The 25,082-nt window shown below is 48.1% G+C and carries 19 protein-coding genes; 15 read left to right on the top strand and 4 right to left on the bottom strand.

The window, feature by feature from the left end; translation table 11 throughout:
• Positions 1 to 129 precede the first annotated feature (129 nt).
• The 4 genes from WH37_RS08865 to ppsA all read left to right on the top strand — a co-directional run bounded on the left by WH37_RS08865 (position 130) and on the right by ppsA (position 6,347).
• Positions 130 to 612, top strand: coding sequence for a DUF2975 domain-containing protein (locus WH37_RS08865; protein WP_046230160.1), 483 nt, complete (start codon positions 130 to 132; stop codon positions 610 to 612).
• A 10-nt stretch (positions 613 to 622) separates the two neighbouring features.
• Positions 623 to 835: a helix-turn-helix domain-containing protein gene (locus WH37_RS08860; RefSeq protein ID WP_046230159.1), complete on the top strand. Its 213-nt coding sequence runs from the start codon at positions 623 to 625 to the stop codon at positions 833 to 835.
• Between the two features lie 407 nt (positions 836 to 1,242).
• Positions 1,243 to 3,660, top strand: coding sequence for an RNA polymerase recycling motor HelD (gene helD / locus WH37_RS08855; RefSeq protein WP_046230158.1), 2,418 nt, complete (start codon positions 1,243 to 1,245; stop codon positions 3,658 to 3,660).
• Between the two features lie 92 nt (positions 3,661 to 3,752).
• Positions 3,753 to 6,347 (top strand): phosphoenolpyruvate synthase, encoded by a 2,595-nt coding sequence (gene ppsA / locus WH37_RS08850; RefSeq protein ID WP_046230157.1) that lies wholly within the window; start codon positions 3,753 to 3,755, stop codon positions 6,345 to 6,347.
• Positions 6,348 to 6,439: 92 nt separating this feature from the next.
• Here ppsA and WH37_RS08845 read toward each other — a convergent pair whose 3' ends face one another.
• A complete protein-coding gene (locus tag WH37_RS08845; protein ID WP_046230156.1) occupies positions 6,440 to 7,291 on the bottom strand; it encodes an aldo/keto reductase in 852 nt (283 codons plus the stop codon).
• Positions 7,292 to 7,605: 314 nt separating this feature from the next.
• The gene (locus WH37_RS08840; protein WP_231594174.1) at positions 7,606 to 7,983 is read right to left on the bottom strand and encodes an EcsC family protein; all 378 of its coding nucleotides are present in this window, start codon (positions 7,981 to 7,983) and stop codon (positions 7,606 to 7,608) included.
• A gap of 30 nt (positions 7,984 to 8,013) precedes the next feature.
• Between WH37_RS08840 and WH37_RS37025 the strand changes: the two genes are divergently transcribed.
• Together WH37_RS37025 and WH37_RS08835 are read left to right on the top strand one after the other, a co-directional pair.
• Positions 8,014 to 8,145: a hypothetical protein gene (locus WH37_RS37025; RefSeq protein WP_269431286.1), complete on the top strand. Its 132-nt coding sequence runs from the start codon at positions 8,014 to 8,016 to the stop codon at positions 8,143 to 8,145.
• A gap of 265 nt (positions 8,146 to 8,410) precedes the next feature.
• On the top strand, positions 8,411 to 9,622 hold the full coding sequence (locus WH37_RS08835; RefSeq protein WP_046230155.1) for an MFS transporter: 1,212 nt from the start codon (positions 8,411 to 8,413) through the stop codon (positions 9,620 to 9,622).
• A 6-nt stretch (positions 9,623 to 9,628) separates the two neighbouring features.
• On the opposite strand, the gene WH37_RS08830 is transcribed toward WH37_RS08835, so the two are convergent.
• Both WH37_RS08830 and WH37_RS08825 read right to left on the bottom strand, forming a co-directional pair.
• Entirely contained in the window at positions 9,629 to 10,090 is a 462-nt protein-coding gene (locus WH37_RS08830) for an Lrp/AsnC family transcriptional regulator (protein WP_046230154.1), read from the bottom strand.
• 130 nt (positions 10,091 to 10,220) lie between these two features.
• Complete coding sequence (locus tag WH37_RS08825) at positions 10,221 to 11,096, bottom strand: LysR family transcriptional regulator (RefSeq protein WP_046230153.1); 876 nt, start codon at positions 11,094 to 11,096, stop codon at positions 10,221 to 10,223.
• Positions 11,097 to 11,227: 131 nt separating this feature from the next.
• On the opposite strand from WH37_RS08825, the gene WH37_RS37235 reads away from it, so the two are divergent.
• The 9 genes from WH37_RS37235 to WH37_RS08780 all read left to right on the top strand — a co-directional run bounded on the left by WH37_RS37235 (position 11,228) and on the right by WH37_RS08780 (position 24,985).
• Entirely contained in the window at positions 11,228 to 11,938 is a 711-nt protein-coding gene (locus WH37_RS37235; RefSeq protein WP_046230152.1) for a tautomerase family protein, read from the top strand.
• A 362-nt stretch (positions 11,939 to 12,300) separates the two neighbouring features.
• Positions 12,301 to 14,865 carry a winged helix-turn-helix domain-containing protein gene (locus WH37_RS08815; RefSeq protein ID WP_046230151.1) on the top strand — a complete coding sequence of 855 codons (2,565 nt, stop codon included), beginning with the start codon at positions 12,301 to 12,303 and terminating at the stop codon, positions 14,863 to 14,865.
• 166 nt (positions 14,866 to 15,031) lie between these two features.
• Positions 15,032 to 15,583, top strand: a complete 552-nt coding sequence (locus WH37_RS08810; RefSeq protein WP_046230150.1) for a MarR family winged helix-turn-helix transcriptional regulator — start codon at positions 15,032 to 15,034, stop codon at positions 15,581 to 15,583.
• An 84-nt stretch (positions 15,584 to 15,667) separates the two neighbouring features.
• The gene (locus tag WH37_RS08805; protein WP_046230149.1) at positions 15,668 to 16,876 is read left to right on the top strand and encodes an MFS transporter; all 1,209 of its coding nucleotides are present in this window, start codon (positions 15,668 to 15,670) and stop codon (positions 16,874 to 16,876) included.
• Between the two features lie 170 nt (positions 16,877 to 17,046).
• Positions 17,047 to 18,486, top strand: a complete 1,440-nt coding sequence (locus tag WH37_RS08800; protein ID WP_046230148.1) for an SWIM zinc finger family protein — start codon at positions 17,047 to 17,049, stop codon at positions 18,484 to 18,486.
• 29 nt (positions 18,487 to 18,515) lie between these two features.
• Entirely contained in the window at positions 18,516 to 20,303 is a 1,788-nt protein-coding gene (locus WH37_RS08795) for a hypothetical protein (protein WP_046230147.1), read from the top strand.
• A 57-nt stretch (positions 20,304 to 20,360) separates the two neighbouring features.
• A complete protein-coding gene (locus WH37_RS08790) occupies positions 20,361 to 21,464 on the top strand; it encodes an ATP-binding protein (RefSeq protein WP_046230146.1) in 1,104 nt (367 codons plus the stop codon).
• Positions 21,461 to 23,770 carry a DUF5682 family protein gene (locus WH37_RS08785; protein WP_046230145.1) on the top strand — a complete coding sequence of 770 codons (2,310 nt, stop codon included), beginning with the start codon at positions 21,461 to 21,463 and terminating at the stop codon, positions 23,768 to 23,770. Before WH37_RS08790 ends, WH37_RS08785 begins: the two co-directional genes overlap by 4 nt.
• 3 nt (positions 23,771 to 23,773) lie before the next feature.
• Positions 23,774 to 24,985: a VWA domain-containing protein gene (locus WH37_RS08780; RefSeq protein ID WP_046230144.1), complete on the top strand. Its 1,212-nt coding sequence runs from the start codon at positions 23,774 to 23,776 to the stop codon at positions 24,983 to 24,985.
• Positions 24,986 to 25,082 lie beyond the last annotated feature (97 nt).

Raw genomic sequence — 25,082 nt, 5'->3', positions numbered from 1 at the left:
TCTTTTTCAATTGAAAATGGATTTCTACACAACAACAATAATATATTAAATAAGATGAAATTTTTATTGTAAAACGATAAATTTCGTGTTAAAGTCGAATTAAATTTAATTCTAAGCGAGGGGCTTTTTATGGAACGTGGAACAACACTCTTTTTAAAGGCAGCGGTTATTTTTATGGGCATTCCAGTTCTTGCTTTATGCGTATTTTTGGTGCCAGAAATTGCGAATTTTATAGCAGAGTCATATCCAGATCATGCTTATTTGAAATATCTCTTTTTCATCGATTTATATGCAGCAGCGATCCCTTTTTACTTTGCACTGTTTCAAGCTTTAAAACTTTTAAGCTATATTGACCACAATAAAGCTTTCTCGGAATTATCTGTACGTGTCTTAAAGAACATAAAATTTTGTGCAATCCTAATCAGCTGCCTGTATGTGGCAGGCATGCCATTCTTCTATCTGATAACGCAAAAAGTCGATGCCCCAGGCATCATGGTAATCGGACTGGTCATCATTTTTGCCTCATTGGTGATTGCTGTGTTTGCTGCAGTTCTCCAGAGGCTTTTGCAAGAGGCTATTGATATAAAATCAGAAAATGATTTGACGGTCTGAGGTGAATGAAATGGCGATAATCATTAATATTGATGTAATGCTGGCGAAGAGGAAAATGAGCGTAACAGAGCTTTCGGAGAGGGTTGGAATAACGATGGCTAACCTTTCTATACTGAAAAATGGAAAGGCAAAAGCGATTCGGATATCGACTTTAGAGGCGATTTGTAAGGCTTTAGAATGTCAGCCTGGAGATATTTTAGAATATAAAAGCGACGAAACTTAAGGAGTAATGGAATAATCGACCGTGTCGAACTAAGGGGAAGCTATAGTTGAACCATAAGGACGCAGCAAAACAGCCGATCGAAATGATCGGCTGTTTTGCGTTGAAGCAATGGGCAGGTATAAAAAAAGATGAACGCTGTTAAATCCAAGAGCCATCTCCTAATAGCTTAACGCCAAAGTAATTTGTATAAATCTGTCTACAATCCGGGGCAATGTTCAACTTTACCGGAGGGCAAAAAAATAAATTGAACGAAAAATAACACTATGATATAATCGATAGCGCTATTGATAAATTTAATCAAAGAGTATATTCATTTTCATTCCCACTTTAATTGTACATCTGGAACTTTGATTTGTCAATGCTCTTTTTATTCCTAAAAAACGGAAAAAGGAGTGTGTTCTGAAAAGATGGAAGCGAAGCTTTGGCGACAAGAACAGGAGCAGATGGAACAGGTCAGGAACAAGCTGCAGGCGAGAATCGATGAACTGGAGCCAGAGGTTGCCGGACTGTACGATCAGGCAGCGGACATCCGGAAGCGATTTTGGGAGGAGGTTACGATCAATACAAGCACGTATGAAGATTTCGAAGAGACCTTCTACACGATTAACCAGCAGTCAGCGGTATTGGCCGAACGGGAGCGCGGATACAAGCTGTTGACGCAGCAATGGAAAAGCATGAACCGTCTGCTTCCGTCTCCTTATTTTGGACGCATCGACTTTCAAGAAGACGGCCTGAGCCTCAGTGAGCAAATCTATATAGGCGTATCTTCCTTCGTTGACAATGACGGATTAACCTTCCTGGTTTATGACTGGCGTACGCCAATCGCAAGCTTATACTACGATCACTCCCCCGGACAGGCATCTTATGTCACGCCGACCGGACGAGTCGAAGGGACGATGGAGCTTAAACGGCAGTTTCAGATTCAAAATGGGCAAATTCTCAACATGTTTGACACAAGCGAAACGATTGGAGACGAATTGCTGCAGCAAGTGCTTGGTAAAGCTGCGGACTCGCAAATGAAGAGTATCGTGGCAACCATCCAGAAGGAACAAAACGCCATCATTCGCGATGATAAAAGCCAGATGCTTATCGTTCAGGGGGCGGTCGGCAGCGGTAAGACTTCTGCGGCATTGCAGCGGGTGGCGTACTTGCTGTACAAACATCGCCAGACAATCAGGGCCGATCAAATCGTACTTTTCTCACCGAATCCGATGTTTACCAGTTATATTTCCACCGTCCTTCCGGAGCTCGGTGAAGAGAATATGCAGCAGACGACTTTTCAAGAATATCTCGACTATTGGCTAGGTTCCTCGTTACGACCGGAGGATGCCTTTGATCAGATCGAATTTGTACTGACCGCACAAGGATCGCGGGGGTATGAGGCTCGTCTTCAGGGGATCGAGTATAAAGCTTCTGAGGCTTTCCTGCAAGCCCTGCAGAACTATGGAATGTGGTTGGGAAGGGAGGGCATACAATTCAACGGTATTCGGATTCGGGACAGCGGGTTAATCACCGCGGAGCGAATGAGAGCGGAATTTTACGGTTATGACCGTTCCCTGCCGCTATTCAATCGTGTCGCTCTCTTGCAGGAATGGCTGCTCGATGAACTGGCCTCGCTGGAACGCATGGAACGGCAAGCGCCTTGGGTGCAGGAAGAAATGAATTATCTAGACACCGAGCATTACGCGGAAGTTTTCGAAATGCTGCATAAGGAGAAGGAAGTATTTGACCTTACGGAACAAATAGCCGCAGTTCGCGAGAAAATGAACAACAAGAGGCGGGAAGATGAAGGAGACTTTGACTTCGCGCAGAGGGAGGAAGAGCTGCTTCGCCGAAGGATCGTGAAAGAAAGCTTTAAACCGCTAAGGAAAAGTGTGAAGAAATTCTCGTTTGTAGATGTCAAAGGCATATACGGCCAACTGTTTGTTGACGAAGCCGCTTATCAGGAGAAAACGAATGGGGCCGATATCCCCTCGCTATGGCCAGAAATATGCAGGCAAACTAAGGAAAGGCTGCTTCGAAGCGAGTTGTTTCATGAGGATGCGACTCCGTATTTGTATGTAAAAGAAATGATCGAAGGCGTCCGGAAGAACACGGAAATCCGGTATGTCTTCGTTGATGAAGGTCAGGATTATTCGATGTTTCAATATGAATATTTAAAAAAGCTGTTTCCCCGTGCCCGGATGACGGTGCTAGGCGATTTCGGGCAGGCGATCTTCATGCAGGCTACAAGTTTGGCTGCATCCAATTCGCCGCTGGTCCAGCTTTTCGGTGAAGCCGAAACAAGCCTTTTCTGCCTTGTAAGCAGTTATCGTTCAACGAGGGAGATTGTTGAATTTGCGAAATCGATGCTTCCGGGCGGAGAAGCGATTGTGCCTTTTGAAAGGGGAGGCCAAAAGCCTCTTCTGACGAGACTGGACAGCGGGGAGAAGCGTGCTACGCAAATTGTGGCAGACATTGCGGCGCTCAAGGCCGAGGGCTTCGATTCCATCGCCGTCATTACGAAGACAGCAGCCGAAAGCCGGGAGGCCTATGAAGCGTTACGGATTCAAGGAGGCAAAGCTCTGCAGCTCATCACGAAGGAGACGCTGCGCTTTGAAAAAGCGGAGATGGTTATTCCTGTGTATCTCGCCAAAGGTGTCGAGTTCGATGCAGTTTTGGTCTATGACGCTTCGCCCGAAGCTTACGGCCGGGACAACGAACGCAAGCTTCTTTATACGGCTTGTACGCGGGCGATGCACCGGCTTCATCTTTACACGACGGGCAATTGGTCGCCGTTCGTGCAGGCATTGCCTGCGAATTTGTACGAGAAAGCGCCATATTGACAGGTCGGGGGTGACTTCGACTCCGATTCGCTCGTGTGCAAATAGCATTGGTCAATTGTTTTTTCTCAATTTAATGGTTAGGAGAGGTGGGTATGAGTTCTTTCGTTCTCGGTTTTAAGGAATCGGAAAAAACGCAGCTGTTGCTCGTTGGCGGCAAAGGGTTGAATTTAGGGGAATTATCAAAAATGGAAGGGATTCAAGTACCAGAAGGGTTTTGTGTTACAACTGCGGGATATCAAAAAGCCATCGGGCAAAACAAAACGTATCATGCTTTGCTCAATCGACTAGCGATGCTCAAAGTAGAAGATCGAGATCAAATTAGTGAAATCAGCCGAATGATTCGACAAATTATTAGGGAAGTAGAAATTCCTTCTGATGTTGTGAAGGCTATTACTCACTATCTGTCCAAATTTGGTGATGAACATGCTTATGCAGTGCGTTCTAGTGCGACTGCTGAAGATTTACCCTATGCCTCTTTTGCGGGTCAACATGACACTTATTTAAATATCATCGGCAAAGAAGCCATCTTGCAGCATATCAGCAAATGCTGGGCTTCCCTTTTTACGGAGCGTGCGATAATCTACCGCATGCAAAACAAATTTGACCACAGCCAAGTTTATTTATCCGTTATCGTTCAAAGGATGGTTTTCCCACAGGCGTCAGGAATTTTATTTACCGCTGATCCGATCACTTCCAACCGAAAGCTGCTATCCATCGATGCCAGTTTTGGACTTGGAGAAGCACTGGTCTCTGGCTTAGTATCTGCCGATAGTTATAAAGTACAGGAAGAGAAAATCGTCGAAAAGCAGATAGCAACCAAAAAACTGGCTATCTATGGACTAAAAGCAGGCGGAACAGAGACACAGCAGCTCGATCCTGATCAGCAAAAGACTCAAACCCTTACTGATCAGCAAATTTTACAACTTGCACGCTTAGGAAGAAAGCTCGAACAACATTTCGGCTGCCCTCAGGACATCGAATGGTGCTTGGACCAGGATACCTTCTATATTGTCCAGAGCCGGCCAATCACTACTTTATACCCGATCCCTGAAGCGAATGATCAAGAAAATCACATCTATGTATCGGTCGGTCATCAACAAATGATGACCGATCCGATAAGACCATTAGGCTTGTCTTTTTATCTGTTAACGACTCCTGCACCCATGCGTACAGCTGGTGGAAGGTTGTTTGTTGATATTGCACCTAGGATGGCTACACCTGTCGGCCGGGAAACCTTATTAAATGCCTTGGGATCCGATCCGCTCATAAAAGGCGCACTCATGACCCTAATAGAGCGGGATTTTATAAAATTGTTACCAAATGATCAAACAGCACCGATTCTGGGCAGAAGTCATACAGATATGCTGGCACAATTCGAGAACGATTGGGCAATCGTTTCTGATTTGATTAAGCGAAGTCAAACATCGATAGAAGAGTTAAAACAAAACATCCAAGCGAAATCGGGATCGGATTTGTTTGATTTTATTCTAGAAGATATCCTAGAATTAAAGAAGATTTTATTTGACCCACAAAGTTCGAGTGTGTTTATGGCTGCTATGAATGCTTCATCATGGATCAATGAAAAAATGAGCGAGTGGTTAGGTGAAAAAAACGTAGCAGATATACTTTCTCAATCTGTACCAAACAATATTACTTCGGAAATGGGCCTGGAGCTAATGGATGTCGCAGATGCGATTCGTCCTTATCCAGAAGTAATTGCTTATTTACAGCATGTAAAAGAGGATAACTTTTTGGATGAACTCGTTAAGTTTAATGGTGGACAGGAAACGCTAGATGCTATCTATGCTTATCTCCATAAATACGGAATGAGATGTGCCGGAGAAATCGATATGACTAAAACGCGTTGGAGTGAAAAACCAATTACACTTATCCCGATGATTCTGGGTAACATCAAAAACTTTGAGCCTGATGCTGGCAAGCGGAAATTTGAGCAAGGGCGACAGGAAGCTTTAGAAAAAGAACAAGAGTTATTAGACCGATTGAAACAATTGCCGGATGGTGAACGAAAAGCCAAAGAGACAAAACGAATGATCAGCCTCATTCGGAATTTTATCGGTTATCGTGAATATCCAAAATACGGCATGATTAATCGCTACTTCGTATATAAGCAAGCTTTACTGAAAGAAGCCGAACAGCTCGTACAAGCGGGCGTTATTCATGAAAAAGAAGATATATACTTTCTCACTTTTGAAGAGCTTCGCGATGTCATACGCACAAATAAACTGGATTACCCAATCATCAGCAGACGAAAAGACGAGTACAACTTATATGAAAAACTTACTCCTCCACGTGTTATTACGTCTGATGGTGAAATCATTTCGGGTAAGTACAAACGAGAAAATCTCCCAGCCGAAGCTATTGTAGGTCTTCCTGTTTCTTCCGGTATGATTGAGGGACGCGCACGTGTCATCTTACGAATGGAAGATGCTGATCTAGAAGATGGAGATATATTAGTCACCGCCTTTACCGACCCTGGCTGGACACCATTGTTTGTATCCATTAAAGGACTAGTCACCGAAGTTGGTGGACTGATGACCCATGGTGCAGTTATCGCACGTGAATATGGCTTGCCAGCAGTTGTCGGGGTGGAGAATGCTACCAAACTGATAAAAGATGGGCAGCGAATTCGGGTGCATGGAACAGAAGGGTATATCGAAATATTGTAATTGCTGAGATTAAAGTAATGGTGAGAATACGCTAATTGAATGGAAAAAAAGGCTGCAGCTAGTTTGTTGCTGCAGCCTCATGTTCGTATCCATTAAATATCTAGTTTACGGGTAGCGAGCCATTTCACCATCTCAGGATCGCGATGTGAAAAGAACAGGCTCTGTTTTGTGTCCAACATACTTATCGATTCCATATCCTCTTGTCTTAATTCGAAGTCAAAGATATTAAAGTTTTCGATTATTCTTTCTTTGCGAACAGACTTTGGAATCACAACAACTTCTCTTTGTGTCAACCAACGTAAAACCACCTGAGCAACGGATTTATTATATTTTTCGCCTATAGATACCAATACCTCATTCTGGAACAAGTTATTTTTCCCTTCAGCAAATGGGGCCCAGGATTGAATCTGCACATTGTTCTCTTTCATGAATTTTGCACTTTCGATTTGCTGGTTGAAAGGGTGCGTTTCAACCTGGTTAACGGCAGGAGCTACTTCATTATGAATCATTAAATCGATCAAACGGTCCGGGTGGAAATTGCTTACGCCAATTGCTCTAATTTTACCTTCACGATTTAATTCCTCCATAGCACGCCATGAGCCATGCACATCGCCAAATGGCTGATGAATTAAATACAAGTCCAAATAATCCAATTGCAATCTTTCCAGTGACTTTTCGAATGCTCTTTTTGTACGTTCATAACCAGCATCCTGAACCCAAAGCTTCGTAGTAATAAACAATTCCTCTCTTGCTACGCCACTCCGTTTAATCGCTCTGCCAACTGCTTCTTCATTTAAATATGAGGCAGCCGTATCAATCAGCCGGTAGCCTGCCGTAATAGCATCATAAACGCTTTGTTCACACTCCGTTTGATCTGCAATTTGAAATACACCAAAGCCCAATATAGGCATCTCAACACCATTGTTCAAAATGACCTTCTGCATTTAAAACCCTCCAGTTTTTATAATTGGACGTCTCTTTAATACATCTGTATTTTCTCCGAAAAATAAGCTGAGTTTTAACAGGAGTACTCTGCGGCATAACTTTATTATGCATTCCTAATCATAAAACGGATATCTAATTTGTCTTAAATGATTGCCTATTCCTCTCGCTGTGAGGAACGTCTAGAATATGGTCCATCCAAATAACCTAATAACATCGATGAACCTTCCGGTGATCGTGCAGGTTATAAAGGCATCACTGGATGCCACTGAGGCAGATATAAAACGACAGAAGGAAACATATAACCCAAGCTTCACTAGCCATCGTTCAATCTTCGCAACCGATAAGCGTTCATTGCGGCTTCGCCTAACTCCTCAAGAATGGTGTAATTCGCCCAAGCACCCGCCACTGCTCCAATCCCCGGCACCATTTGCAGCATTTTCCTAAAGTCGATGGAGTCGCGGTATTCCTTCTGGAACGTTTCCCAGTCCATGTTTTTGGAGTACTCGGTTTCTGAGAAGAACAGCTCTTTTTCAGTATCCCAGCATTTAATCGAGTTTAACAGCTTGGCACGTTGCTCGGCTCCGGAGAATGCCATTTGGAATACCTTAAGAATGAAAACTCGCTCGGAAAAATGCTTCGTGTCATACCCATAGACACGAAATCTTAGCCCGCCAATGAGCAGGAGACTCATGACCAAGCAAAATGTGTAGCTGCGGAAGGAATGGCTATTTGCTTTTATATGGATATGTCGCTGAAAATGGACCCTTATGTGGCTACAGGACAAATCATTCCGATACCGATTAAAGAAAAGCCCGTCGTGCATTTATATTGGGTGCATCAGAAAAAAAGCTGACCGCAGCAAGCGAGGCATTTATGAAGGAGCTGTTTTTGCAGCTTGACCAATTTAATCGCATGCAGCGTTTTTATTAAAAGCTGGATTAAATGAACTTTTAAATTAACGGTATAGATGGACATCTACATGTAATTCCATTGAAAAATGACTCATATACCTTGTTCGGTGCATGTAAATCACGCTCCTGTTTATGTAAACTTAAAGCAGCAAAACGATGGATGGCTTTGCTGGCGAGTTAACATTTTATTAAGGGAGTGGTTTTACATTGAACAAGCATCATCTTACTTCTGCTCGCAGTGCGGCAGCCAGTGCTCCAGCATCTGATCGTCTGCCTTGGGGCGCATTATTGGCGCTCGCTATGGCAGGATTTATATGTATTCTGACGGAGACGATTCCCGCAGGCCTGCTGCCGCAAATCGGTCAGGGACTCCATATTTCAGAGGCGCTTGCGGGTCAACTGGTCACCTCGTACGCGCTGGGCACCTTATTGACAGCCATTCCTTTGACCGCGGCTACGAGCAACTGGCGTAGGCGGCCTCTGCTTCTGCTATGTATGTTCGGCTTTTTGCTGTTCAACAGCGTAACGGCGTTTTCCTCCAGTTATGGGCTGACCATAATTGCCCGTTTTATGGCGGGTGTTAGCTCCGGCATATTATGGGGCATGTCAGCAGGCTATGCTCGCCGCATGGTGCCTGATGCGCTGAAGGGCCGTGCCATGGCTGTAGCGATGCTCGGTGCACCGATCGCGCTTGCACTTGGTGTTCCGGCAGGTACTTTCCTTGGAGTGTTTGCGGGCTGGCGGTTTGTTTTTGGAATGATGTCGCTGCTTGCCGTGCTGCTAATCTTGTGGATTATGTGGAAGATGCCCGACTTTGCAGGGCAACCTTCTGCCAAGAGACGTTCCCTCTACAGCGTAATGCTAATCCCGGGAGTAAGGCCCGTCTTAGCCGTCGTTCTGGCTTGGATGCTTGCACATAACATTCTTTATACGTATATAGCGCCTTATTTGGCTGTGGTCGGGCTTGTGGAGCGCGTTGATGTCATTTTACTTGTTTTTGGAGTGGCATCGGTTGCAGGCATCGTACTCATTGGCCTGTTGATTGACCGCATGCTGCGGACTATGGTCTTAATAAGCCTTGCGGGTTTCGCCATCGCATCCGTACTTCTGGGCATAGGCAGCAGCGAGCCGATGATCATTTATATAGCCATTGCTTTGTGGGGGGTGACATTCGGCGGGGCGGCGACGCTGCTGCAGACAGCGGTGGCCGAAGCCGCTGGCGATCACGCAGATGTAGCGCAATCGATGCTGGTGACGGCCTGGAATTTGGCGATTGGCGGTGGCGGATTAATCGGTGCGATTTTGCTCGAAACGCTTGGTGTTATTACCTTCCCATGGGCACTGTTCCTGCTGGTAATCGTAGCTCTGCTCATCGCGTGGCTTGCCAAGGAACATGGTTTTCGTTCGAACAGAAGCTGAGCTGTATCAGCCTAAATCCGTGAGGTACGGTGCCTCCGCAAGAGCAGGGATAAGATGCCTATGATCAATGGGTGACGACATCACGATCAAAATGGTATAGGTGCCATATTTATCGCATTGATTGCCGAACTCTTCAAGAGAGCGGGTGGAGTCGGTCATCACTTTCAATAAGTAATTGTGCTGGCCGCTGATGCGGTGGCACTCCATGACATCGGGAGAGGAATGGACAAAATCAAGAAAGGCATGGCAATCCCGCGTCTGAAACAGCATATAGGCGACGGATTGCTTGCCAATTTCTTCCGGAGAAATGATCGTGCGGTACTCCTCGATAATGCCTTTTTCCTCCAGCCGCCTGACTCTTTCCGTTACAGCGGGTTGGGACAGGCCCACACTTTTGCCAAGCTCCGTCATGGAAATTCTCGCTTGATTTTGCAAATGGAATAAAATTTGTTTGTCCACATGATCCACGAAAATGCCTCCTTTATTTTTAAAGTTATTATAAGTAGAAACAATGAATTTATAAGATATATGAATTTTTGCTTAATAATTATAGGTGAGTAAGCCATTTATATGACTATCATAAACCTATAAGCTTACTTTAAGCAAGTGGCAGCTCCTCTTTGATATATTGCATCAATTGATGCTTCGATGTGGCCGCATAGGTCTCATTTCGCAACTGCAGCAAGCCAATGGGAATGGAAGCATCCTTGAGCTGTACATTAAGGGCAACAAGATTTGGAGCCAGCTGTGTCGAAGCAAGAACAACGCCTATACCGTCTGTCTGCTGGATAAATGCCGGAATCGCAGAAATTTGGCTGACCGTATGCAGGAGGGGGGATTCGTCATAGCGTGAAAACTGCTTGGATAATCGCAAATAATAAAGGCATGTAGCCCCTCCAATGAGAAGAGGATAAGCAAGCAGCTCAGCAAAATCTATGCCTCCCCTTTCTGCTAATGGATGGTCATTCGCTGCCACAAAGACGATTTTTTCCTCGAACAAGGGCTCAAAGCGAAAGGAAGTCGAATCAGCAGGTTCCCCGCAAATGGCAAAGTCGAGCCTACCTTGCAGCACTGCGTGAGACAAAGTATCGGTGTTGCCTATAACAAAATGGCAGGAAACACGAGGCTTATGCGCTTGGAAGCGCCGGAGTGAAGCAGGCAGTACCTGCTTTGCGAGCGATTCTAACGCTCCTACGCTGACCGTCCCGATTTCTTCTTGCTGCAAAGCCTTCGCCTGCTCCGCTACATAATGCCAATGTCCAATTAGCTTGCCTACCTCGGCGGCGAACAGCTGCCCTGAGGCCGTAAGCTCGGCGTCCCAGCCCCGTTTGAACAGTTGAATGCCAAGCTCTTTCTCCAGCCGCTGAACCTGATTAGTGACGGTAGACTGGGCATAATGCAGCTTGAGGGCGGCTTTGGAAAAGTTTCCTTCTTGAACAATCGTTTGAAACGTTGTTAACTCCTTCAAATCCATGCTGAACAGCTCCTTGTTTATAGCTAATAATCTTATTCGATAAAACTGAATAAGAATATGATTTTATTCAATTATACAAATAAATGGGGAAGGCGTACAATGAGGGCATCCAATTGAAGGAGGAAGCCAGCATGCCATTCGTCAGAGTCAGTTATTTGGAAAATAAATATGATGAGCCACAGCTGTCAGCCATTAGTCAGGTCATTATGGGTGCACTTATGGAGCATTTCCATGTGCCGGAGGATGATTTTTTTCAAGTATTCCATGGGCATCGGGCAAGCGAATTTTATTATAGTCCCCATTATCTAAATATTAGGCGGACCGATGAGTTGCTTTTTATCCAAATTACTTTGAAATCTGGTAGAAGCACGGTGCAAAAGCAGCATTTTTATAAAAGGGTAGCGCAGCGTTTGGCGAGCGAGCTGACCATTCGCGAGGAAGATGTATTCATCATGCTCGTCGGGACGGAGCTTGCGGATTGGACGTTCGGCAGCGGGATCGCCCAAATGATTAACCCTCCAGAAGCTATCGCTTCAAATGTCCGGCAAACGTTCGGAGATATAGCGCCCGCATTTGTCCAATATTCGGAGGAGGTGCTCTTCGGAGAGGTTTGGAAAAGAGAGCAGCTGTCGCTTCGGGATCGCAGCCTGCTTACGATATCCGCATTAGTGGCCGGCGGATCGACGGAGCAGCTGCCCTTCCATATTCGTCTAGGGAGGCAGCATGGCCTGACGGAGGAGCAGATCGTGGAGGCATTAACCCATCTTGCTTTTTACGCGGGCTGGCCGCGTGCCGCAGCTGCTATTCAAGCAGCGAAGCAGCTGTTTCAAGAAACGAATTGATTCCCCCCCCAAACGGGGGATTTTCTAATCGCTTGCTTCATATTATGATAAACAAGAATACAGCACTGTTTTTTTTAGTGACACAATATGACGCATTTTGCCTCTCAAGGCATCAGCCGAGCTGCCCAGCTCCAATGGTGCCAGCCTATACTACAGATGGCGGCAACGCTTCCGCTTGGAGGCGCTGTCCATCTGTGGGACACCTCAACAATCGTTATTTCATACGCTAACCTATCAAATACGGCGGGTACTGGTCAAACAGTATGGGCCGTATTTTTATTGCCCAATTTTCTGCTATACTAGGGCGTGGCCTGAAATAATGAGTATCGATACATAGGCATTTTCGGAGGTGTCCATTAGTAATGGCAAGCATTAAACTTCATGTTCCTCCCATTCGCAGCTCTTTGCTATTTCGGCCGAAGCTGATGAGCAAGCTCGACGAGGGAATGAAAGCGAAGTTGACCGTAGTTGCAGCGCAAGCTGGCTATGGGAAAACGACAGCCTTAAGCGGGTGGGCAAAATTATGCAGCTCGCCAGTGGCATGGGTTTCACTGGATGTGCATGACAATGATTGGATTACATTTTGGAGCTATGTGACAGCTTCCATTCAGGCCCGTATTGCCGGCTTTGCTCCGTCCCTTCGATCCTTGATCGAAAAAGGGCCATCGGTGTCCGCAGAGCCCGCGATGAGCATGCTGCAAGATGAGCTGGCTGCTCTGGAAGGCGAGCTGGTCATCATTCTTGATGATTTTCACTTTATTGAACTGCCGGCCATTCAGCATTCTTTCATTTATTTGCTGGAGCACCTGCCTGCTCACATTCATATATATATCGCCAGTCGAAATGAACTTTCCATTCCTACAGCAAGGCTGCGGGCGAAAGGCGAATATTATCAAATTAAAATGCACGATTTGCGGTTCGAGCTGGAGGAAGGGTTTGTTTTTTTTCGCGATATGACGGAGCTGCATTTAACGAAAGAACAGGTGACACTGCTGTGTCTCCAGACGGAGGGCTGGATCAGCGGATTGCAGCTGGCTGCCATTTCCTTAAAGCAGAGCCGCAACATAACGGAATCGATTGAACAGTTTAATGGGCATCATCATCATATTTCTGACTATTTGCTGGAGGAAGTATTTAGTCAGCTGCCGGTTCAGCTGCGCGAGTTTCTACTGGAAACGTCTATTTTACATAGGTTGAACGCTTCTGTATGCGAGGCGGTAACGGGCTGTGCCAACAGCCAGGAGCAATTAGAAAAAATCGAACGTTTGAATTTATTTATTATCCCGCTAGACGATCAGCGCGGCTGGTATCGGTATCATCATTTGCTTTCAGATTTTTTGCAGCAGCAGCTGGCGAGGAAAAATCCAGATAAAATGCTGCAAGCGCATATTCGTGCCGCCCAGTGGCTGGAGAGCCGGGGGCTTGAGCAGGAGGCGGTTGAGCATTTTCTGCAAGGCCAGCAGTATAGCGATGCCGTACGTTTAATGGAAAAGAATCTGATGGCCTTCATGCAAACCAAAAGCATTGTATTAAATAGATGGCTGTCCGTCATGCCGGAAAGCGCCTTTGCAGACAAGCCGATGGTCGAAATGTTTTATATTTCTGTCCTGCTCGGAGTGGGCGAATGGAAGGCAGCTTTTCGCAAAATAGAGCAAGCCCAAATTCGCTTTGCGGCGCTGCAAGGGCAATTAAACGAAGCGGATTGGAAGCAGGCAATGGGCAATATTTATTTCTTTTGCTCCATCGTTTCCTATTTACATAAAGACCTCAAGCTGACGTCGGATTATTTTGAGCTAGTGGAGCAATACATGCCAGAGGGCAGTTTTTTTCAAACGATGGGACGCAATCGCTATCAAGGCTATGATGCCTTTGACGACCATTTGGCATTTATAAACGATCTTCATGCGGCGGGTGCATTTTTGCTGAAATGGATTAAAGCATGGGAGAATAAAAAACAATACCCGTTTATCGGCTTCCTCAACGTGTCGTACAGCAAATTGCTTTATGAATGGAATCGGCTGGATGAAGCTTCGTTTTATGCGAATCAGGCACTTGGACGCGACGATATTAAGCCTTTTGCCCGAATTATGATTCAATTAGCGGTTAGCGCTTCACAAATTGAGCAGGCCAAGGGAAATAGCGAGCGGGCCGCGGAGCTGCTCATGCAGCTGAAGTCGCACATCGATTCTCCCGATGCAGTGTTGTTCCATTTGCGAATTGAGGCGGAGCAAGCTCGTCTCGCTCTGCGGCAAGGCTTCATCCAAGAGGCGCAAAATTGGCTCCATCATTGCGGCATGCTGCATACGGACGAGGTATCGCTAAGCCGTGTGCCTGAGCATCTCATATTGGCCAGAGTGCTTGCTGCCTGCGGCAGACCGGAGGATGCGCTGCATTTGTTGGGAAGGCTGCTCCAGCTATTAAGCGCGGAGAATCGGCTGCGCGACCGCATAAAAAGCATGAATTTGCAAAGCTTGATTTTTGAGCAAATGGGCCAAATGGATGCTGCGCTTGCACATCTGGAGGGAGCGCTGCGGCTTGCCGAGCCGCAAGGCTACATTCGCAGCTTCATTGATGAAGGCGAACCGATGGCCGTACTGCTCATCGCTTATACACGGACTAGGCATGGAAATGAGAAAGATAAAGGGCAGCGAGTCTCCGTTGTAACGCTTGAATATGTAAGGGATCTGCTTCTTGCTTTGCATGTAGAACCAGAAGAAAAGCAGCAGGCGAAAGTGATTTTGACGGAGCAGGAAATACGGGTGCTGCGGCTCATTGCTGATGGCTTAGCGAATAAGGAAATTGCCGCCAAGCTCGGCAATGCGAGCGAGACGATAAAGTGGCATATTAAGAGCATATACCGAAAGCTTGGTGTGAGCAATCGCGTCCAGGCGCTGCAGGTCGCAAGGGAATCTAATATTTTTCTGTAATAAATTGGATTTGTAAGTCTTGCCGCGGGGCAAGGCTTATTTTTTTCATAGACGACTTGCCTTATTGCAAAAAATAGCGTAAATTAAATTTAATTAGATTATCTAACTATAATCGTTGCCTTGCAAAAACTAGATACCAAGGCAGCCGCAAAGGCGGAGGTACGCAATGGCTAGAAAAAATAATAAGGAGCTTACGGCTGAGCAGCTGCCAAAGCTCGGAGCAAGTCCCTACCTGGAGCTCATGCAGGCTACGGCTGCACAGGACACGGACCGGAAATCGGCTTCAATCGGATTGCTTATGCTGTGGCTGGGCGATCATATTTTGGACGTCATGGATAACCACTTAGCCGAATTTGGCATTACCGAAAGCAAATTCGATCTGCTGCTGCTGCTAACGCTGCATGAAGGCCGGGAGCTTGTGACGCCATCCGCGCTTGCTGAGCGGCTTGGCATTCGCAGAGCCTCTGTAACGGCTCTGCTGGATTGGCTGGAGAAGCGCAGCTGGATTGCCCGCGAACAAAGCGCTATTGATCGCCGCATGATTCATGTGAGCATTACATCGGAGGGCCGCGCCTTAGTGAACCGAATATTGCCGGTGTTTTGGTCGACCTGTTCATCTTTGCTAATCGAGCTTGAGCCGGAAGAACAGCAGGTTTTTGACAAGGTAATTGTAAAGCTGAATGCAAGCATCGAAAAGAGACTGGGGGTGGGAAGATAATTTTTTATGATAATAGTTAGATAATCTAATTAAATTACCGAACCCGTATAAAGGATCAAATCATTTTTTTGAAAGAGGTGCTGTATGTTACAAAAAGATGCTTCATCTGTCACTCTACCCGCTCGATCTGCCAACTATTCAGTAATGACCTTGATTTTGTGCTGGTCCGGTATGGCAGTTATGTCTAGTCTCTATGTTACCTTACCGCTGTTGTCTCTATTCGCGGAGCATTTCAGCGTAACGCTGACCCAAGCTGCCGCCGCAGGCAGCATTTTTTCGCTCGGCTTTGCGATAGGCTGTCTGCTGTATGGGGCAATATCTGAAAAGTATGGCCGCAAAAAGATTATTGTTATCGGGCTGGCCGCTTTAACGGTGCTATCATTGGCGATTGGTTTAGTTGACCAATTTCCATGGCTCCTTGTGCTTAGAGGTTTGCAGGGGGCTGCGGCTGCAACCTTCTCGCCTGTGGCACTTGCATATGCTGTGGAAATGTTTCCGATAGAGAAACGGGTAACGACGATTGGTTTTATTAGCACCGGCTTTCTGGTCGCGGGAATCGCTGGTCAAGTCATGAGCAGTCTAATAAGCGATCATTTTGGCTGGAATGCCGTCTTTATGCTGCTTGCGGTTGTCTATACCGTGACAGCACTGCTCGTACAGTCGCTGTTGCCGAAGGGGAATGCGCAGCAAGTGCATGCGAGTGTTTGGGCACCGCTGCGGGAAATGGGAACCGTGTGGAAGCAGCCTTATTTGGTGCTAAGCTACATCGTCGCTTTCGTGCTGCTTATGTCCTTCGTGAGCATGTATACGGTGCTGGGCAGCTATTTAAGCGGACCGGCTTTTGGACTAGGCAAACAGGACCTGCTTTACGTACGTGCCATAGGAGTAGTCGGCATGCTCGTTTCCCCTTTCGCAGGAGCGCTTGCGAAACGGCTTGGCGTCCGTTTGGTGCTGCGAGGCGGGCTCATGCTCGCGGTTGCCGGACTGGCATCCTTGGGGTTCGCGCGCAGCCTGCCCTTATTAATCGTAATGAGCGTCATATTTGTTGCTGGAATAGCACTCGCTGTCCCGTCACTTGTGTCGCTGATTGGGCAGTTAGGCGGGAAATCGCGGGGGATCGCCGTATCCGTCTATACGTTTATTTTGTTCGCGGGAACCAGCTTTGGGCCGATGCTTTCGTTATTTTTCATGAAAATAAGCAGTTATCGCATAACTTTCTTCCTACTGGCGCTTGTGCTCGGCATCGGCTTGCTGGCGGCGTGCCTAATCCGACGTGAAAAGCGTGAACAATAGTAAAAATAGATTAATTACAATATTTTCTGTGTAGAAAGACCTATTTTTATAACAATATATTTTTAAATCGGCGATTTATTCAGATTCTAGTGCTCTATCAAAAATAATAGCAAATGTCTTATAATAGAATGTGAAGTAAATTATAGGAAATGAGTAGGGAGGAATCTTTTTTGCTTGAAATTTCAGCATCCTATGTCGATTCGCTTGCTCCGAATGCTGCCGCTATTAAGAACGGGCAAGGACTAGTTAAGAAAAAAAGCTTTGTGCAACTAAACCGTTCTGAAGAAGGGGAGCTATTGTTTGGGCAATGCTCAGGCAGCGGCAAGTCCAATTATGAGTGCTCGGTTGACTTTATCATCCCAGAGAAGCCGACCTTTCGCTGCACATGCCCCAGCCGCCAGTTTCCTTGCAAGCATGGTTTAGGCTTGTTGTATGCATACACGGATGGGTTGTCCTTTGAAGTGGCGCCGATTCCTGAAGATATTATAAGCAAACGCGAAAAAGCTGAAAAACGCGTTGAAAATAAAGCGCAAAAGGAAAATAGTGATGAGCCGCCCAAACCGAAGAAGGTGAACAAGACGGCGCTGAAGAAAAAAATAGCTTCCCAGCTAGAGGGGCTTGATGTGCTGGAAAAGCTGATCCTCTCGCTTATTCGCAGCGGCCTTGGCACCATCGACAGCAAAATGCTTAAAGCTATCCAAGAGCACGTCAAACAATTGGGCAACTATTATTTGTCGGGCGCGCAAATTGAGCTGCGGCGGTTTGCGCTGCTGCTTGCAGGTGGTCGCGACCGTGAAGCAAGTTATACCTATGCGGCGGAACAGCTGACCAGGCTGCATGCATTTATCAAGAAAGGCCGAGCATATTTGCTCTCCAAGCTGGACGACCCGGAGCTCGCGCTGGATCATACGTCAACGATTGAGGAGTGGCTGGGCCATGCCTGGCAGTTGACCGAGCTGAAGGAATTTGGTCTTGTAACGGAACAAGCAGAGCTGCTGCAGCTGGCCTTCTACAGCTATGACGATGACGCCCGCCAGGAGTTTGTGGATGTTGGTTATTGGCTTGAAGCGGCCAGCGGGGAAATTCACCGCACCGTGCAATATCGTCCCCGCAAAGCGGCAAAGCATATGCGCGAGGATGACAGCTTTTTTGAAGTCGCCCAGGTGCCTTACTTGTACAAGTATCCAGGAGATATGAATGCCCGGGTGCGCTTTGAGGAAATGCTGCCGAGAGCAGTGACAGCCGCTGATTTGGCGAACGTTTCTTCGAAGGCGAACGGTTCTTATGCGGAAGCTGTCAAGACCGTGAAGAACCAGCTGAAAAACCCGCTCAGTGACAAGTCGCCTGTTATGCTGCTGCATGCCGCAAGAGTCGGAACAACAGAAAGCGGGCAGTTTGCTCTAATAGATGCAGCAGGAGGGCAGCTTGTGCTGGAGGATATTTCAGCGCTGCCGCAAGGCACGGTATCCCTGCTGCCTTATCTGCATAACTCTCAGCTGAAGGACTGCTGTGTTCTGGTCATGTTTGAGCACCGGATGGACCAAGGGCGGCTTGTTGCTCAGCCGCTGACTATCATAAAGGGTGAAGCCATAACTCGGCTTTTATACTAGCTTCTATCATAATTTTAGGGGGACAGCCCATGAGTACAGCGTTATTGCAAGAGCTTCATCAAGAGGTAAGAAGGCTTTATATTGCCGGGAGCGACCTGGCTCCGGGAGATTTTCGCCTAAAACGCCTTCAGCCGCAATTCCAGCAGCTAGGCGAACGCGCAGCGATTTTTAAAAGATTGGGAGAGGGCATCACAGCGCTGCTTGAATCAGGAGAAGGCACGGGAACATCCGTGAAGCTGCAAGAGCTGGCCATGCTGCTTGGCTCCGTGCTATACACGCAGGGCCATACGGCGGTTGATGGTGAGGTTTTGGATATAGCAGGCGGAGGCATTCCATTATCCACAAGCTACTCCTATCGCAAGCTGGCCGAGGTGCAAAAGGCGCTTTCTACGACAGGCAGCGGCCGTTACGAAATCGTGACCGATGCTTTTGCTGAAGGGCTGTTCAACGATTTGCGCCTATTTCCATTTGCAATTCGTGCACTGGACGACCCCTATTCTGAAATGGCCGAATTTGCTATGGATAAAATATTGCCCTCCTATGGCGCAGCTGTAGTTCCGTATTTGATCCAATGCTTTAACCGTTCCGGCGGCAAAAGCGATGTGCGCAAGCTGCGTGTTATTTATAAGGCAGGTGGTGCTGAGGAGTTGGAGCTCATCTATGATGCGGCGGAGAATGGGGCAGATGAAATTAGGGTCGCTGCCATCGAATGTCTTGCCGTTCATGAGGGGTATACAGATGCCTTAATAGGCTGGACGCTGGACAAAAAGAAGCTCATTCGTGAAGCGGCTTATACCGCGTTGGCAGCAGGAGCTTCCGCGCAGGGCATAGAGCGTTTATTTGCTGCATTTTCTGGAAAGGACAAGGAGCTCGCGGCGGAGGCGCTCAACCGCTTTCCTTCTGAGCCGTTGACGGAAAGGCTTATTCCTCTGCTTAGGACGGAGCTGGATCAGGCTCCGGTGAATAATAAGGATGAGAAGGCTAGCGATAAAGCGTGGGCGAAAGTCCAGCCGTTTTTGAGAGCGTTTGAATATGTGCGCATGCCGCTGCTTGAGGCGCTTTTTTATCAGATTGTACGTGAAGCGGACCGTTTCACCTCTTTAAGTTGGATTACGCTGCTGGACAAAGCAGCTCAATATTTGGAACAAACGAATTCAACGGAAGTATTAAGTCTGCTGCAGGAGCTGGATAACAAAAATCATCGTTATTTGCCTTATTCATTCCGCATGGCGAAGCGCCTTTTACCTCCTGAGGAAGTATACATGCATTATGTAGGTTCTACTGCGAGCAAGCTGAAATCGGTCGTCACCAAAGCATCAAGCGCTCGCGAGCGCCAGCTGTTGGATACGATGGAGTACATGGTAGTCAGCTATGACTACTACAATGGGGAGATAAATACCGCAGCGCCGCTGGTTGAAGCTTGGGATGCCCGCTGGCTGGACTGGCTCATTGATCGTAAACATTTGGAGCTGGTTGCTGTTTTTGCACGGCCTGGACACAAGAGGGTAGAAGAATTTCTGCTGCAGAGTCTGGAAGAGTGGAAAGAGAAGAAGAAAAGCGGTTTAAATACAATTGGCGAGCATGTTTTTAAAGGCTTGGAGCATGCCGGAGTGGAAGAAGCTCGGCGCCTCAAGCTGTTGATGGAGATTTTGGAGGATTCAAAGGACAGAAGCCTGTACAGCTTCTCCGTTTATCTGTTCCATTTGATGTTTCATTTCCCTAAGAGCTATGCAGACCGCTTGGAAGCTATTCTTCCGAGCTATAGATACGACTGTGCGAGACAACTGGAAGAAATTATCGGCTTATTGCGAAAATAAGGGCTGCCTTAGCGCTGAATGTTCAACAGCCTATTTAAACTTAAAGGAGATGGACAAATGAGTACAAATCAAGAACAGCTTCAGGATATGATGCGGCTGCCGGCGGAAGTTTTATACAGCCACGAGCTGGAGGCGCTGCGCAAGGCGGACAAAGGAAAAATTCCGGCAGGCTGGCAAATGTCGCCCCGCTCGGTGCTGACCTTCATCATTGGCGGCAAAGCCGGCAAGACGGTTATTACGCCCAAATACATCGGCAATACCCGTTTAATCGAGATGGCGATTGCAACGCTTGTTACGGACCGCGCCTTGCTGCTAATTGGGGAGCCGGGCACCGCTAAATCATGGCTGTCGGAAAATTTGGCAGCCGCCATCTATGGCAATTCCGGGTTGGTCGTGCAGGGAACCGCGGGAACGAGTGAAGAGCAGGTTCGTTACTCTTGGAACTACGCCATGCTGCTGGCTAATGGACCTACGCCTGAGGCGCTTGTTAAAAGTCCGATTATGCGGGCGATGGAGGATGGCGGCATTGCCCGCTTTGAAGAAATTTCCCGTTGTGCATCAGAGGTGCAGGATGCGCTTATTTCAATCCTTTCTGAAAAAACAATATCTGTACCCGAGCTTGGAAAAGAGTCGAGCGCCCGCAAAGGCTTCTCGATTATTGCGACAGCCAATACCCGGGACCGCGGAGTCAACGAAATGTCTGCGGCGCTCAAACGCCGGTTTAACATTATTGTGCTGCCTGCACCATCCGATCTGGAAACAGAGCTTGAAATTGTGAAAAAACGGGTCGGCGAAATTGCGGCATCCTATGAGCTGGAGGCTTCCCTTCCAGCAGATGAGGCGCTGCTCAAGGTCGTTACGATTTTCCGCGAGCTGCGCAGCGGAATGACACTCGACAAGAAAGAGAAGCTGAAATCGCCAGCTGGTGTGATCTCGACCGCGGAAGCGATCTCTCTGCTAACCAACAGCATGGCGCTGGCAGCGAGCTTCGGCAGCGGAGAGCTGACCGATAGCGATTTGGCGGCCGGGCTGCAGGGCGCAATCGTCAAGGATGATGACAAAGACAAGCTGGTCTGGAAGGAATATTTGGATAACGTCATGAAGAAGCGGGGAGCGCAGTGGCGGGAACTGTATCAGGCCTGCAAGGAGATGAACGAGTGAATGTAAATGCTGAGGATCAAGTGTTTATTTTCGGAGTGCGCCATTTGTCTCCTGGCGGGGCGAAGCATTTGCTGGAGTACCTGAATGAGGTTCAACCGACGGCGGTACTTATTGAAGGCCCCTCCGATGCCACTGGCGAGATCCAACACTTGACACATGCTGCTACTACGCTGCCAGCGGCCATTTTAGCTTTTACGGAGGAGCTGCCGGTGCGTACGGTTCTATGGCCCTTCGCTGTGTATTCGCCGGAGTTTCAGGCGATGAAATGGGCCAAGGAGCATGGCGCGGCTGCGGCTTTTATCGATCTTCCTTCATCGGTGACGCTGGCGCTGCAGGACGCGCTTAGATCGAAGGAAAAGGAGCCTTCTGCTATACCCGAAGGGGAAGAGAGGCGCTCCATTTACAGCCGGATTGCCGAGCTTGCGGGTGAAAGCGATTATGATATGTATTGGGAGCGCAGCTTTGAGCAAAATGCCAATCCCGGCGCATACCGGGAAGCCATTCTCGCTTTTTCTGCGGAGATGAGAACCCTTGGCGAGGCGAAGGAGCAGCGCGAGCGCCCGGCCGAGCATGCCTATAATACATTACGGGAGTCTTATATGCGGAGGCAGATCCAGAAAACGATAGCAGCGGGCCATCATCCACAGCGTATCGTGGTCGTCTGCGGTGCCTATCATGCTGCTGCTCTGGCGGATTTGACCGAGGCGATGAGCGATGAGGAGGCAGCGGGACTTCCTTCCCGCAGCACCAAGCATACGTTAATGCCTTACTCCTACTATAAGCTATCGACGATGTCAGGTTATGGTGCCGGAAATGATGCGCCCCACTATTTTCAAATGATGTGGGAGGCGATGGAGAGCGGAGTGCTGGAGCAGCTTCCTCACCGTTATCTCGCATCGGTTGCCAGACTGGTCAGGAGCGGCGGCACTCACCGCTCTACCGCTGAGGTTATTGAAGCTGTGCGTATGGCGGAGTCGCTCGCCGCACTGCATGATGGCAGCGCGCCTACTTTGCGCGATCTCCACGATGCTGCACAAACGCTGCTTGGGCATGGGGAGTTATCTGCTGTCGCAGAAGCGCTCGCTAGAGTTGATGTGGGAACGGCTATAGGCAGCTTGGCCGAAGGAGTAAGTCAAACCCCTATTCAGGACGATTTGAACCGGCAGCTAAAAAGATTAAAGCTGGAAAAGTACAAGACGACGGTGGCCAGCACCCTAACGCTTGATCTCAGAGAAAACCGCAGGGTCGCTTCTGCGGAAGCTGCTTTTTTGGACTTAAACCGTTCCATTTTATTTCACCGGCTGCTTCTGCTGGGCATATCGTTTGTGAAGAGCCAGCCTAGCGGTCAGGAAGGAGCAACCTGGGCGGAAAATTGGCTCATCCAGTGGTCGCCGGAGGCTGAAATTCAAGTCGTAGAAGCGACGCTGCTTGGGGAAACTATCGAAGTGGCTTGTGCTTATATGCTTCGTGAAAAGCTTCTTACCTGCCGTTCCATTGAAGAAGCCTCGGCACTTATTCATGTTGCTTGCTGCTGTGGCATGACCTCGCAGATGGAGGAAGGCAGCAGGGTGCTGCAGAAGCTGGCTGCCGACAGCCGCGATGTCGTGAAGATTGCAGCAGCAGCGCGGGAATTATCGATGATTATTGGCTATGGCGACATTCGCAAGGTAGATACTGAGCCGCTCATTCCGCTGCTTGTGCAGCTGTTCCACCGCGGCTCCTTATATTTGCTGGATGGCTCGGGCTGCAATGATGAAGCGGCAGGCGGCATGATTACGGCGATAAATGAGCTAAACCGCATTTCGCAGGATCATAGTGAAATCATTGATGACCAGCTGTGGGTGCAAGAGCTGCTGAATTTATCGGAGCGGGATGACCGCAATCCCAAATTGTCCGGCTTCGCCTGCGCTATTTTGATGGAACGGGGTGCGATTACGGCTGAGCAGTGTGCTGCGGAAGTTTCACGGCGTCTGTCACCCGGAATTACGGCTGATCTTGGTGCAGGCTGGTTTGAAGGGTTATCGATGCGCAACCGTTACAGCCTGCTGTCGCGGACAAGCTTGTGGGAACAGCTGAACCATTACATTAATTCGCTGCAGGACGATGAGTTTAAACGGGCGCTTGTCTTTTTACGGAGAGCCTTCAGCTCCTTCTCTTCAAGGGAGAAGACGATGATTGGCGAGCTGCTGGGCGAGCTGTGGGGAGTCAGCGGCGAGCAAGCGGCAGAAATTATTACGGGTGAGCTAATGGAGGAAGAGATAAAAATGCTGGACGATCTGAATGATTTTGATTTTGAGGACCTTTAACGTATGGAGGAAAATCGGAAAGAAAATACAGTATCGCGCTGGCGGCTGATTTTGGGACAAGAAGCGGAAAGCCAACTGGCTAGTTGCAGCGAGGTTGGCCGGCTTGACCTGACGGAAGAAGAGCTTATTATGGATGCGGCGCTGGCAGCGATTTATGATGAAAGCGGCACGGCTGGCAGCACGAAGGGCGGCTCGGGCACTGGTGCCGGAAGAGGGTCAAGCTCAGGACATGGGGCGCTCCACCTGTCCAAGTGGCTCGGCGATGTCAGGTCGTTTTTTCCAGAGGATGTCGTGTCTATCATTCAAAATGATGCAATGGAGCGCAAAGGCTGGAAGCAGCTGCTGTTCGAGCCGGAACTGCTCGCCTCCGTAAAGCCGGATATTCAGCTCGTTGGCACGCTGCTTTCGCTTAAGGGGAAAATTCCTGAGAAAACGAAAGATACGGCGCGCCTGCTTGTGAAAGCGGTAGTAGATGAACTGGTAAAGCTGCTGGAAACCGATATTCGCCGCGCGGTGACGGGGGCGCTCAACAAGCGGCAGCATTCGCCGCTGCCGTCCCTAAGCGGGCTGGACTGGAAGCGGACCATTCAGCGGAATTTGAAGCATTATGATACAGAGCGGCGGGTAATCATTCCTGAGAAATTTTATTATTTTGACAGGGCGCAGCGCAGCCGAGAATGGACGGTTATTATCGATATTGATCAGAGTGGCTCTATGGCCGATTCGATTATTTGGGCTTCGGTTATTGGCTCGATTTTTGCAAGCATTCCGGCTCTAAATACAAGAGTAGTGGTGTTCGATACAGAGGTCGTGGATTTGACAGTGCAATGTGCTAACGATCCCGTCGATATGCTGTTCGGCATTCAGCTCGGCGGTGGTACGGATATTCATAAGTCGGTCAAATATTGTGAGCAATTTATTGAGGAGCCTAAGAAAACGCTGTTCATTATTGTCTCGGATCTTTATGAAGGCGGCAATCAGTCCGGGCTTATACGCCGAATGCGTGAAATGCGGGAATCGGGTGTACGGACGATGTGCCTGCTGGCTTTGTCGGACAAAGGCAAGCCATTCTATGACGAAGGACTTGCTAAACAGCTGTCCCGCGATGGCACACCGTGTTTTGCCTGCACGCCCGCGTTGCTCCCTACCCTGGTGGAAGGCGCACTGAAGGGGCAGGATTTGGCAGAGCTGTCGAAGCGGATTGGGACTTTGTAAGGCTGAAGCAGCGGCAGCATATAGGATGCTGTAATTGGGAATTTAAATCTATATAAAATTATAGTCGTATTTTGTATATAAAAGTTGGCCCATTTCT

It is taken from the genome of Paenibacillus algorifonticola, from assembly GCF_000971975.1.
Lineage (GTDB): Bacteria > Bacillota > Bacilli > Paenibacillales > Paenibacillaceae > Pristimantibacillus > Pristimantibacillus algorifonticola.
The sequence above is the reverse complement of the archived record's forward strand: the minus strand, read 5'-3'. Positions and strand labels throughout refer to the sequence as shown.